We start from the raw sequence: 10,997 nt of genomic DNA, 5'->3' as shown, positions 1-10,997 counted from the left end.
CGATCATCGGGCGGGTCCAACGGTTATGATATCCCTGCCATTGGATCAGACGGTATCCGGCTATTCCTTGATGTGCGTCAATAACCGCTAAAATTGCTGTCATTTTCGCGCCGATGAGGCCGCTTTCACGGGATAGTGAAGCGGGTGTGTCTGGCAGCCGGCCCCCCGGGATGATTAGCTGTGCGTCATCTTCAGCAATCTCATCGGGAGTATCCGGTCATGAGTTCCATCACCCCCTTGATGCCGCGCCAGAAGGTGCCGGCACTCGACCTGCCGCTGGCTGGCGGCGGGCGCTTCACGCTGGGCGAGACGAAGCCCGCCAATTTCACCCTTCTGGTGTTCTATCGCGGGCTGCACTGCCCGATCTGCGGGCGCTATCTCGCCGACCTGCAGAGCAAGCTGGAGGCCTTCGCCGAGCGCGGCGTGGATGTCGTGGCGATCTCCTCCGACAGCGGGGAGCGCGCGGACGAGGCCAAGGCGGTCTGGAAGCTCGACCGGTTGCGGGTCGCCTATGGCCTGCCGCTGGAGGAAGCCCGCGCGTGGGGGCTGTATATCTCCACCAGCAAGGGCAAGACCTCGACCGGCGTGGTGGAGCCGGCGCTGTTCAGCGAGCCGGGCCTGTTCCTGGTGCGGCCGGACGGCACGCTCTATTTCGGCACAGTGCAGACCATGCCCTTCGCCCGGCCGAACTTTCAGGAAATCCTGGGGGCGCTCGATTTCGTCATCAAGAACGACTATCCGGCGCGCGGCGAGGTGATCGACCACACCGCGGCCGCCTGATCGGCCGCCATTGCAGGCATCAGGAGGCCGGGGGTTCGTCCTCCGGCCTCTTGCGTTTTGCCGGCTTGTCCTCTTCGTCGAACAGGATGCGGCTGCCTTCGCCGTCCAGATCCTCGAACTGGCCGTTGCGCAGCGCCCACAGGAAGGCGATCAGCCCGGCAAGGCCGAGCGCCAGCGCGACAGGGATGAGGTAGAGCAGGACGCTCATGCGCGGTTTCCGTCCTTTGGTCCCCAGTTCAGCCTCAGCGCGTTGCCGATGACCAGGATGGAGGAGCTGGACATGGCAATCGCGGCGATCAGCGGCGTCACATGGCCGGCCATCGCCAGCGGCACCGCCAGCATATTATAGCCGAGCGCGATGGCGAAGTTCTGCCGGACCAGCCGGTCGGCCTTCGTCGCCACCGCCAGGATTTCCAGGATTGGCGACAGGCGCTCACCCTGAAACACCGCGTCGGCGGCGTTCTGGCTGATCTCCGCCGCGCTGGCCGGCGACAGCGAGACGGTGGCCGCCGCCAGCGCCGGGGCGTCGTTCAGCCCGTCGCCCACCATCAGCACCTTTTCGCCGGCATCGACCCAGGCGCGGATCGCCGTCACCTTGTCCGCTGGCAGGCATTCCGCGCGCCAGTCCACGATGCCGGCGGCGTGCGCCGTCGCCTCGACACTGCCCGGCCGGTCGCCCGACAGTAGGGAGAGTGTGGCCCCGCGTGCCTTCAGGGCGGTGACGATGTCGGCGGCATCGGCGCGCAGCGTGTCGCGGAAGCGGAAGCGCACCGGCGGCTCGCCCGGCCGTGCCAGCCAGAGCTCCGGCCCGTCCGAATCGGCTGCCGTATCGCCGGATGCACCGGTCCAGCGCCGGCTGCCCAGCCTGATATCACCCCAGGCGAGGCCGGCGCCCGGCTCCTCCCGCACGCCGTCCGGCGCGGTGGCGCCCGGCATCGCCTTCACCAGCGCCTGCGCCAGCTGATGCCGGCTGGCCGCGGCGATGCGGGCGGCCAGTTCCAGGACTTAAGACGGCAAGTCGGTATCGCTCAGCTCCGCCCGGCCCAGAGACAGCGTGCCGGTCTTGTCGAAGACGACCCGGTCGACATGGACCAGCCGCTCCAGCGCGGTGGCTGATTTCAGCAGGATGCCGCGCCGCATCAACCGCCCGGTCGCCAGCACCTGCACCGAGGGCACGGCCAGCGCCAGCGCGCAGGGGCAGGTGATGATGAGGACGGCCACCGCGATCATCAGCGCCGGCTGCCAGGCGAGGCCACCCAGCGCGATCCAGCCGAGGAAGGCGATGAGCGCCAGAAGATGCACCACCGGCGCATAGAGCCGCGAGACACGGTCGGCCAGCGCCACATAACGCGCGCGGCCCTGCTCGGCGGTCTCCGTCAGGCGGACGATCTCGGCCAGCAGCGTGCCCTCGCCGACCGCCGTGACGGTCAGCTTCAGCGGGGCGGTCAGGTTCAGCGTGCCGGCATGCACCATATCACCGGGACCGGCGGTGCCGGGCAGGCTCTCGCCGGTGATCAGGCTGGTATCCAGATCGGACTGCCCGTCGGTGATCCGCCCGTCCACCGGCACGCGGCTGCCCGCCGCCACCAGCACGATCATGCCGGGGGCGACGCGCTCGACCGGCAGAAGCTTCGTGCCGCCATCCGCCTGCTGTACCGTGACGGCGGTGGCGTTCAGCGCCAGCAGATGTTCCGCCGTGCCGCGCACCTTGCCGCGCGCGCGGGCATCCAGATAGCGGCCGATCAGCAGGAAGAACAGCAGGGTGATGGCACTGTCGAAATAGGCGTGCGGCCCGCCGCGCATGGTTTCCAGCAGGCTGACCCCCGCCGTCAGCACGACGCCGATGGAGATCGGCACATCCATGTTGGTACGCCGGGCGGCAAGTGCTGAGAGGGCGGAACGGAAGAAGGGCTGGCCGGAATAGGCGATGGCGGGCAGGGCGATCAGCGCCGAGACCCAGTGCATCAGGTCGCGCGTTGCCGGCCCCATATCCTGGAAATGGCCGGCCCAGATGGCGACCGACAACAGCATCACATTGCCGGCGGCGAATCCGGCAACCGCCAGCGAGCGCAGCAGCGTGCGTTCGGTCTGCGACTGCGTGTCGGCCAGCCGGGCGGGGTCGAAGGGGGCAACGCGGTAGCCCAGCGCGGTAATCGCCGCGACCAGCGCATTCGCGTCGGCCTCCGCTGCCCGCCATTCCAGGCGCAGCCGGCGCGTCGTCATGTTGAGGCGCGCCGCGACCACGCCGGCATGCCGGGCCAGCACGCTTTCGATCAGCCAGACGCAGGCCGCGCAATGCAGCCCGTCCACCATCAGGTAAAGCCGGTCGATGCCGTCATCGCCGTGCTGGACGAGGGCGGCGTAATCGCGCGCCGGCGCATCTTCCTCCGGCTGCGGTGGGGCGAGGGCGGGGTCGATGCTGCGCCGGGCGTAATAGGTGTCGAGCCCCAGCCCCCGGATGGTGTGATAGGCCGCCTCGCAGCCGTTACAGCAGAATTGCGCCGCAGCCGGAAATCCGTCAGGGATCGGCTGTTCGCAATGCAGGCAGGACTCGGTCATGGCGGACCCGGTGTCGCCTATTCGGCGATCCAGAGCCGTTCCATCTGGATATGGGTGTCGTCACCGTTACGGATCACCAGCCGGGCATTCCAGTTGCCGGCTGCGGGCAGCGTCTCGCGCGCCGCATAGAAGCCGTCGCCGCGTGCCACCAGCGGCACCAGCCGGTCGAGCCCGGCATCGGTCGGGCGGCGCAGTTCCACCACCACGCCCGCACCATTGATCGGGTTGCCCCTGCCGTCCTGCAGGGTGACTTTCAGCTCGCCGCGCGTAGCTTCCAGCGCCGTCCAGCCGAGCGATACCTGCCAGCCACGCGCCTGCTGGGCGGTCTGCCTGTCGATGACGTCGTTATAGGCCAGCCCCTTGCGGTAATGATCGCGGGTTTCAAGCCCCGTCCAGGTCGAGAGCGCGATGCCGATCATGATGGCGTTGACGGCGAACACCACGGCGAAGAAGCCGACGAACAGCCAGGGATACCAGCGTCCGCGCCGGTGCTCTCCAGTGGTGCTCATGCCGTCGGGCAGGCGGTCGGTCATGCTCATTTCGGCCCCAGGAATACAGTGTCGATAGAATAGGACTCACCGGTCGCCGCGTCACGCAGAAGGAAGCTGACCGGCGTGCTCGCCCCCTGCAGCGCCTCGCGCGGCATGCGGACATGGATGCGGTAGCTGCCGACGCTGTCCGGCTTCACGGTCAGGGTGGCAGCCTGGCCGGCCTCCTCCTCATGGCCGACGAGCGACAATTCCGCCTGCGGCAGGGCGGGGATCGTCATCTCGAAGCTGCGGTCGGCGCGTTCCTTGTTCAGGATCTTCAGCGTGTAGCTGTTCTGGATGCGGCCATTGCCAAGCTGCACGAACAGCGGCACGCGGTCGCGCTGCACCGACAGGTCGGCATCGCTGCGGCTCATCAGGCTGGCCAGCATGACGCCGCCGACGATGGCCAGCACGGCGAGATAGATCAGCGTGCGCGGGCGGAAGATGTGCAGCCCGCCGGTGGGCTGGCCCGCCGCGCGGGCGGTCTGGTTCATCTGCGTGTCGAAGGTGATCAGCTCGCCGGGGCGGCCGATCTTCACCATCACCTCGTTGCAGGCGTCGATGCACAGGCCACAGCCGATGCAGTCAAGCTGCTGGCCGTCGCGGATGTCGATTCCGGTCGGGCAGACCTGGACACACTGGTTGCAGTCGATGCAGTCGCCGCGCCCCTCCCAGCTTTCCGTCTTGCGCTTCGGCCCGCGCTGCTCACCGCGCCAGGCCTGATAGGTGACGGTGGTCGAATGCTCGTCCAGCATCGCCGCCTGGAAACGCGGCCAGGGGCACATATAGACGCAGACCTGCTCGCGCACGATGCCGGCCAGCAGATAGGTGGTGGCGGTGAACAGGCCGACGAAGAACAGGATGGTAGGCGAGATGTCGAAGCGCAGGATGTCGCCCATCAGGGTCGGCGCGTCGTTGAAATAGAAAATCCAGGCGCCGCCGGTGGCGACCGCAATCGCCAGCCAGATCAGATGTTTGGTGACTTTTCTTGTGACTTTGTTGAGGGTCAGCGGGCCATTGTCCAGCCGGATGCGCTGGGCGCGGTCGCCCTCCACGAAGCGCTCGACCATCAGGAACAAATCGGTCCACACCGTCTGCGGGCAGGTGAAGCCGCACCAGACCCGGCCCAGCAGCGAGGTGGCGAGGAACAGCCCGACAGCGGCAAGGATCAGCACGCCGGTCAGGTAATAGACTTCCTGCGGCCAGATCTCGAGGAAGAAGAAATACAGCCGGCGACCGGGCATATCGACCAGGATCGCCTGATCCGGCGCGCCGGGCCCGCGGTCCCAGCGCAGCCAGGGGGCCAGGTAATACAGACCCAGAAGCAGCGCCATTACCGCCCACTTCATCCGGCGGAAGCGGCCGACGATCCATTTCGGATAGGCTTTCGGCCGGTTGGCGAACAGCGCCTTGCGCGGCTTTTCCTGTTCCGGCGGATGCGGCAGTTCATGCGTGTCGGCGCTGATATGATGCGTATTCATCAGGCCATGCTCCAGGCGAGGTAGCCGAGCATGCCGGCATTGACCAGCATCAGCAGCGGCAGAACCGGGGTGAGGGGGGCTTGCCAGCGCCGCCAGGCGAGGCCGCCGGCCAGCGCGACGCCGATCAGCGCCGGAACGGTGCCAAGCCCGAAGGTGAGGAGCGCCAGCCCGCCGGCCAGCGGATCGGCCGTGCCGGCGGCGGCGGCAAAGGCGCCATACAGCAAGCCGCAAGGAATGAAGCCAAGCACCAGACCCAGCAGATAGCCGCGCAGCGCGCCGCCGCCCCGCAGCAGGGGCGCGGCGGTACGGCTGACCAAGCCGGACCAGGGAACCGCCACTGCGGGAACCGGCAGCCGCCGGAGGAGGCCGAGCCGCTCCAGCGCCACCGTGAGGAAGAGCAAGGCCGCCAGCGCCAGCAGCAGGGAAGGCAGCCAGCCGAACCAGGAAAGCTGCGCCAGGCTGCCGGTCAGCGCCGCGACGCCAGCGCCCAGCGCGGCATAGGTGGTCAGCCGCCCCAGATGATAGGGCAGCAGCAAGGCACCGGAGATACGGGTGAATTCGCTCATCCGAGCGGCCGGGACCGACTGCGCGCGATCCGCCGCCTGCTGCAGCACGAACGGGCCGCACATGCCGACGCAATGCGCCGCACTGCCCACCAGCCCGGCCAGGAACATGCCGCCGAACAGGCCGCCCTGCGTCGAGACCACACCCGAAACCGCGCTGGCGCAATGGGCATAACCTGCGGCGAGCAGTTCGAGAAGGAGCGGATCGGAGTCCAGAAACATGATATTCTAATATAGCGTGTGCAGGGGATGGGGATACAGCGGCATCATGCGTTGTTGCGCTGCAAAAACTCATTGATCCAGATCAAGGCAGCCGCCGGCCTCCTGACCGATAGTGCGGGAAATCCTGGAGGGGGGACTTTCATGAGCGAAGCGGTTTCTTCTGGAAGTGGCGCGTTGCGGATCACCATCCGGCCAATGGCGCCGGATCGTCCGTGGGCGTGGCTGTCGGCCGGCTGGCGCGATTTCCAGGCGGTGCCGGGCGTGGCCCTGGCCTATGGCGCGCTGTTCGTCGTCGGCAGCTTCCTGCTGACCCTGGGGCTGTGGCTGCTGGGGCTGTTCTATCTGGTGCTGCCGCTGGCCGCCGGCTTCATGCTGGTGGGGCCGGTGCTGGCGGTCGGCCTGTATGAGGTCAGCCGCAAGCTGTCCTACGGCATCCGGCCGACGCTGGGCGACGCGATGACGGCCTGGAAGGCCAATCCGGGGCAGATCATGGGCGTCGGCGTGGTGCTGATGCTGTTGCTGCTGGCCTGGATCAGGCTGGCCTTCCTGATCTTCGCGCTGTTCTTCGGGACCCAGCCGCCGAGCTGGGAGCTGCTGATCTCCAGCACGCTGCTGTCGGCGGAGGGGCTGCCCTTCCTGATCGTCGGCACGCTGGTTGGTGGCGTGCTGGCGGCGCTGACCCTGGCGATCAGCGTGGTGTCGATCCCGCTGCTGCTGGACCGCGACGTGAACGCGGTCACGGCGGTGCTGGCTAGCTTGAAGGCTGTCGCGCGCAACCCGCTGGTGATGATCGGCTGGGGGGCGCTTGTCACCCTGTTCATCGGCGCCGGCATCGCGGTCGCCTATGTCGGGCTTCTTGTCACCTTCCCGCTGATCGGCTTCGCGAGCTGGCATGCCTATCGCGACCTGATCGAGATCGAGGAAGCGTGACCATTTTTTTCAATCGCCAATTCAAACGCACGAATCGCGGGGGTGCATTGCGATGAAGGATCCACTGATGTGGCCGCTGGGCGCGGTCGTCGCCGTGCTGGGGGTGCTGGGGCTGTTCCTGGCCGCCGGCACGCGCGATAGCGCCCTTTATATCTTCGGGCTGGGGCTGCTGGGCTTTGCCTGCCTGTTCGTCTTCGACCTGATGCGGCGCAGCTTCGACGCAGCAAAGAAGCAGCCTGCCGACAAGATTGGGGAAACCGTGCCATGAGCGCTGTCGCCATGAAACCGGCTGATATCAGCCCGGCATATGACGAGGAAGTCGTCCGGCTGTTCGTGATCGCCACCGTGTTCTGGGGCGTCGTTGCCTTCCTGGCGGGCACCTACATTGCCTTCCAGCTGGCCTTTCCGGCCCTCAATCTGGGGATCGAGTTCACCACCTTCGGGCGGCTGCGCCCGCTGCACACCTCGGCGGCGATCTTCGCCTTCGGCGGCAACGCGCTGCTGGGTACTTCCTTCTATGTGGTGCAGCGGACCTGCCGCACCGCCCTGTTCGGCGGGCCGTCGCTGGCGCGCTTCGTGTTCTGGGGCTACCAGTTCTTCATCGTCATGGCGGCGCTGGGCTACGTCATGGGCGTGACCCAGGGCCGGGAATATGCCGAGCCGGAATGGTACGTCGATCTGTGGCTGACGCTGGTCTGGGTCGTCTATCTGGTGATCTTCATGGGCACCGTGCTGACCCGCAAGGAGACGCACATCTATGTGGCCAACTGGTTCTACATGGCCTTCATCATCACCATCGCGGTGCTGCACATCTTCAACAACCTGGCGATGCCGGTCTCGTTCTTCGGGCTGAAGAGCTATTCGGCGGCCTCGGGCGTGCAGGATGCGCTGCTGCAATGGTGGTACGGCCATAACGCGGTCGGCTTCTTCCTGACCGCCGGCTTCCTCGGCATGATGTACTATTTCGTGCCCAAGCGGGCGGAGCGGCCGGTCTATTCCTACCGGCTGTCGATCATCCATTTCTGGGCGCTGATCTTCCTCTACATCTGGGCTGGCCCGCATCACCTGCACTATACGGCGCTGCCGGACTGGGCGCAGACGCTGGGCATGACCTTCTCGATCATGCTGTGGGTGCCGTCTTGGGGCGGCATGGTGAACGGCATCATGACCCTGTCGGGGGCGTGGGACAAATTGCGAACCGACCCGGTGATGCGATTCCTGGTCACCGCCGTCGCCTTCTACGGCATGTCCACCTTCGAGGGGCCGGTGATGTCGATCAAGGCGGTGAACGCGCTGTCGCACTATACCGACTGGACGGTTGGCCATGTGCATTCCGGCGCGCTGGGCTGGGTCGCCTTCATCAGCTTCGGGGCGGTCTATTACCTGGTGCCCAAGTTGTGGAAGCGTGAGGAGCTGTATTCGCTGCGCCTCGTCGGCTGGCATTTCTGGATCGCGACGCTGGGCATCGTGCTCTACATCACCGCGATGTGGGTTTCGGGCATCATGCAGGGTCTGATGTGGCGCGCCTACGATCATCTGGGCTTCCTGCAGTACTCCTTCGTCGAGACCGTGGCGGCCATGCATCCCTTCTATGTGATCCGGGCGCTGGGCGGGGTGCTGTTCCTGCTGGGCGCGCTGATCATGGTCTACAACCTGGTGCGCACGGTGCGCGGCGATACCCGCGCCGAGCTGCCGATTGCCGCCACGCCGCGCAGCGGCGCGCTGCGCCCGGCCGAGTAAGCGAGGATCAGACCAATGGCGAAAACCGCATTGTTCAGCCATGAGCGGCTTGAGAAGAACGGCCTGCTGATGCTGGTCCTCGTGCTGCTGACCATCTCGATCGGCGGCATCGTGGAGATCGTGCCGCTCTACACGATCGAGACCACCATCGAGCGGGTGAAGGGCGTGCGCCCCTATACCCCGCTGGAGCAGGTCGGCCGCAACATCTACATCCGCGAAGGCTGCTATGCCTGCCACAGCCAGCAGATCCGTCCGTTCCGCGACGAGGTCGAGCGCTATGGCCATTACAGCCTGGCGGCGGAGAGCATGTACGACCATCCGTTCCAGTGGGGTTCCAAGCGCACCGGCCCGGATCTGGCGCGTGTCGGCGGCAAATATTCCAACGAATGGCATGTGGTGCACATGATCGATCCGCGCGCCGTGGTGCCGGAATCGGTGATGCCGGCCTATCCGTTCCTGGCGGATAAGCTGATCCGCACCGACGATATCGCCGGCCATCTGGTCGCACTTCGCCGGGTCGGCGTGCCCTATACCGACGAGATGATTGCCGAGGCAAAGGCCGACCTTCTGGCCCAGGCCGACCCGGACGGCGACCATGCTGCCTTGCAGGCGCGCTACCCCAAGGCGGTGGTCGGGGATTTCGACGGCGATCCGAAGCGGCTGACCGAGATGGATGCGCTGGTCGCCTACATGCAGATGCTGGGCACGCTGGTCGATTTCAGCGCCCACGATCTCGACGATCTGCGGCAGTAGGGCGCGATGGAAATCCTTCAGGAAATTGCGGGGTTCCTGCGCGGCTATTGGGGCCTGTGGCTGATGATGCTGTTCGTCGGCCTGGTGCTCTGGACGCTGCGCCCCGGAGGCCGCAGGAAATATGACGAGGCAAGCCAGATCCCGTTGCGTGACGAGAACGGCAACGGCAGCGGGAAGGAGTGAGGCGATGGCGACCAACCGTATCAAGGACCCGGTGACCGATACCGAAACCACAGGCCATGAGTGGGACGGCATCCGCGAGCTGGATAACCCGGCCCCGAAATGGCTGATGTACACCTTCTACGCCACGATCATCTGGGCAATCGGCTACTGGGTGCTCTACCCGGCCTGGCCGAACCTGATGGGCGGCGGCTACACCAAGGGCGTGCTGGGCTATGTGCAGCGCGAGGAGATCAAGGAGCAGATCGCCGCGAAGCGTGCCGACCAGGCGGTCATGCATGACCGTATCGCCAGCGCCTCGCTGCAGGAAATCCGTGGCGATGCCGACCTGCTGTCCTTCGCGCTGGCCGGCGGCCGCGTCGCCTTCGCGGATAATTGCGCGGGCTGCCACGGTGCCGGCGGCTCCGGCAATACCGGCTTCCCGGTGCTGGTCGATGACGAATGGCTGTGGGGCGGCTCGCTGGAGGATATCCAGTACACCATCCTGCACGGCATCCGGAACAGCAGTGCCGATGCGCGCTATTCGGAGATGCCGCGCTTCGGCCGCGACGGCATCCTGAACCGCGAGGAGATCAACGACGTTGCGGAATATGTCCTGTCGCTGAGCGGCCACGGCACCGACAAGGCGGCAGCAGGGCGGGGCGAGGAGATTTTCGTCGCGCAATGCGCTGCCTGCCATGGCGAGAAGGGCGAGGGCATGCGGGAACTGGGCGCGCCGAACCTCGCCGACGATATCTGGCTCTATGGTGGCAGCAAGGCCAAGGTGGTCGAATCGATCACCAATGCCCGCTTCGGTGTCATGCCGGGCTGGGCCGGGCGGCTGGACGAATCGACGATCAAGCAGCTGACCGTTTATGTCCATGCGCTGGGCGGCGGCGAATAGCACAAGGTCGTAGAGGGGGAGAAAAGGCCGGTTCCGGGAAACGGAGCCGGCCTTTTCGTTGTTGGGTTCGCCGGTTCAGTCGGCGGTCCTGGCCGGACAGGTGTTCACGCCGATCAGCGTATAGGCCGGGCACCAGCGCAGCAGGGCGGTCGTCAGCGGCACCAGGCCGAGAAGGCCCCACCAGCGTTCGTTGCCGTCCAGCAGCACCAGCAGCGACAGGATCGCCAGACCGGCGACGATACGGAGAGTGCGGTCGATACCGCCAACATTCTGCGTCATGTTGAACCCCCTTGGCTTTGAATAGCCGGCCGGCCGATCCGGCGGCTGCCTCACATTGTTAATATATATTTGAATATTAACATATAAAAGACCGCAA

At 66.2% G+C, this 10,997-nt stretch carries 12 protein-coding genes and 1 pseudogene; 7 read left to right on the top strand and 6 right to left on the bottom strand.

Going from position 1 to position 10,997, the window contains the following annotated elements:
• Positions 1-219 precede the first annotated feature (219 nt).
• Positions 220-780, top strand: a complete 561-nt coding sequence (locus tag MK313_RS07410; RefSeq protein ID WP_287780675.1) for a peroxiredoxin-like family protein — start codon at positions 220-222, stop codon at positions 778-780.
• Positions 781-799: 19 nt separating this feature from the next.
• On the opposite strand, the gene ccoS is transcribed toward MK313_RS07410, so the two are convergent.
• The 5 genes and pseudogenes from ccoS to MK313_RS07385 form a co-directional block, all read right to left on the bottom strand.
• Positions 800-988 carry a cbb3-type cytochrome oxidase assembly protein CcoS gene (gene ccoS, locus MK313_RS07405; protein ID WP_008942648.1) on the bottom strand — a complete coding sequence of 63 codons (189 nt, stop codon included), beginning with the start codon at positions 986-988 and terminating at the stop codon, positions 800-802.
• Positions 985-3,339, bottom strand: a pseudogene (locus tag MK313_RS07400) (heavy metal translocating P-type ATPase). The gene ccoS and the pseudogene MK313_RS07400 overlap by 4 nt, the downstream one beginning before the upstream one ends.
• A gap of 17 nt (positions 3,340-3,356) precedes the next feature.
• Positions 3,357-3,878: a FixH family protein gene (locus MK313_RS07395; protein WP_287780674.1), complete on the bottom strand. Its 522-nt coding sequence runs from the start codon at positions 3,876-3,878 to the stop codon at positions 3,357-3,359.
• On the bottom strand, positions 3,875-5,350 hold the full coding sequence (ccoG, locus tag MK313_RS07390; protein WP_287780673.1) for a cytochrome c oxidase accessory protein CcoG: 1,476 nt from the start codon (positions 5,348-5,350) through the stop codon (positions 3,875-3,877). Before ccoG ends, MK313_RS07395 begins: the two co-directional genes overlap by 4 nt.
• The gene (locus tag MK313_RS07385) at positions 5,350-6,135 is read right to left on the bottom strand and encodes a sulfite exporter TauE/SafE family protein (RefSeq protein WP_287780672.1); all 786 of its coding nucleotides are present in this window, start codon (positions 6,133-6,135) and stop codon (positions 5,350-5,352) included. The genes ccoG and MK313_RS07385 overlap by 1 nt, the downstream gene beginning before the upstream one ends.
• Positions 6,136-6,276: 141 nt before the next feature.
• On the opposite strand from MK313_RS07385, the gene MK313_RS07380 reads away from it, so the two are divergent.
• Genes MK313_RS07380 through ccoP form a run of 6 tightly spaced genes read left to right on the top strand, consistent with a single transcriptional unit; the run spans position 6,277 to position 10,621 of the window.
• Entirely contained in the window at positions 6,277-7,065 is a 789-nt protein-coding gene (locus tag MK313_RS07380; protein ID WP_287780671.1) for a DUF2189 domain-containing protein, read from the top strand.
• A gap of 52 nt (positions 7,066-7,117) precedes the next feature.
• Positions 7,118-7,333, top strand: a complete 216-nt coding sequence (locus tag MK313_RS07375) for a hypothetical protein (protein WP_121217124.1) — start codon at positions 7,118-7,120, stop codon at positions 7,331-7,333.
• Entirely contained in the window at positions 7,330-8,805 is a 1,476-nt protein-coding gene (gene ccoN, locus MK313_RS07370) for a cytochrome-c oxidase, cbb3-type subunit I (protein WP_008942641.1), read from the top strand. Before MK313_RS07375 ends, ccoN begins: the two co-directional genes overlap by 4 nt.
• Positions 8,806-8,820: 15 nt before the next feature.
• Positions 8,821-9,558, top strand: a complete 738-nt coding sequence (gene ccoO, locus MK313_RS07365) for a cytochrome-c oxidase, cbb3-type subunit II (protein WP_121217126.1) — start codon at positions 8,821-8,823, stop codon at positions 9,556-9,558.
• 6 nt (positions 9,559-9,564) lie between these two features.
• Positions 9,565-9,741, top strand: coding sequence for a cbb3-type cytochrome oxidase subunit 3 (locus tag MK313_RS07360; RefSeq protein WP_008942639.1), 177 nt, complete (start codon positions 9,565-9,567; stop codon positions 9,739-9,741).
• Between the two features lie 4 nt (positions 9,742-9,745).
• Positions 9,746-10,621: a cytochrome-c oxidase, cbb3-type subunit III gene (gene ccoP, locus MK313_RS07355; protein ID WP_287780670.1), complete on the top strand. Its 876-nt coding sequence runs from the start codon at positions 9,746-9,748 to the stop codon at positions 10,619-10,621.
• Positions 10,622-10,696: 75 nt separating this feature from the next.
• Here ccoP and MK313_RS07350 read toward each other — a convergent pair whose 3' ends face one another.
• The gene (locus MK313_RS07350) at positions 10,697-10,900 is read right to left on the bottom strand and encodes a DUF2892 domain-containing protein (RefSeq protein WP_008942637.1); all 204 of its coding nucleotides are present in this window, start codon (positions 10,898-10,900) and stop codon (positions 10,697-10,699) included.
• Between the last annotated feature and the right edge of the window lie 97 nt (positions 10,901-10,997).

It is taken from the genome of Oceanibaculum sp. (assembly GCF_022449305.1).
GTDB classification, from domain to species: Bacteria; Pseudomonadota; Alphaproteobacteria; order Oceanibaculales; family Oceanibaculaceae; genus Oceanibaculum; species Oceanibaculum indicum.
This window is presented reverse-complemented; position numbering and strand designations above follow the sequence as displayed.

Bases quoted from the DNA above. Each gene is read 5' to 3' on its own strand.
- ccoP (WP_287780670.1), top strand. From the start codon at position 9,746: ATGGCGACCAACCGTATCAAGGACCCGGTGACCGATACCGAAACCACA.
- MK313_RS07385 (WP_287780672.1), bottom strand. From the start codon at position 6,135: ATGTTTCTGGACTCCGATCCGCTCCTTCTCGAACTGCTCGCCGCAGGT.
- MK313_RS07350 (WP_008942637.1), bottom strand. From the start codon at position 10,900: ATGACGCAGAATGTTGGCGGTATCGACCGCACTCTCCGTATCGTCGCC.
- MK313_RS07360 (WP_008942639.1), top strand. From the start codon at position 9,565: ATGGAAATCCTTCAGGAAATTGCGGGGTTCCTGCGCGGCTATTGGGGC.
- MK313_RS07380 (WP_287780671.1), top strand. From the start codon at position 6,277: ATGAGCGAAGCGGTTTCTTCTGGAAGTGGCGCGTTGCGGATCACCATC.
- MK313_RS07410 (WP_287780675.1), top strand. From the start codon at position 220: ATGAGTTCCATCACCCCCTTGATGCCGCGCCAGAAGGTGCCGGCACTC.
- ccoS (WP_008942648.1), bottom strand. From the start codon at position 988: ATGAGCGTCCTGCTCTACCTCATCCCTGTCGCGCTGGCGCTCGGCCTT.
- MK313_RS07395 (WP_287780674.1), bottom strand. From the start codon at position 3,878: ATGAGCATGACCGACCGCCTGCCCGACGGCATGAGCACCACTGGAGAG.
- MK313_RS07375 (WP_121217124.1), top strand. From the start codon at position 7,118: ATGAAGGATCCACTGATGTGGCCGCTGGGCGCGGTCGTCGCCGTGCTG.
- ccoO (WP_121217126.1), top strand. From the start codon at position 8,821: ATGGCGAAAACCGCATTGTTCAGCCATGAGCGGCTTGAGAAGAACGGC.
- ccoN (WP_008942641.1), top strand. From the start codon at position 7,330: ATGAGCGCTGTCGCCATGAAACCGGCTGATATCAGCCCGGCATATGAC.
- ccoG (WP_287780673.1), bottom strand. From the start codon at position 5,350: ATGAATACGCATCATATCAGCGCCGACACGCATGAACTGCCGCATCCG.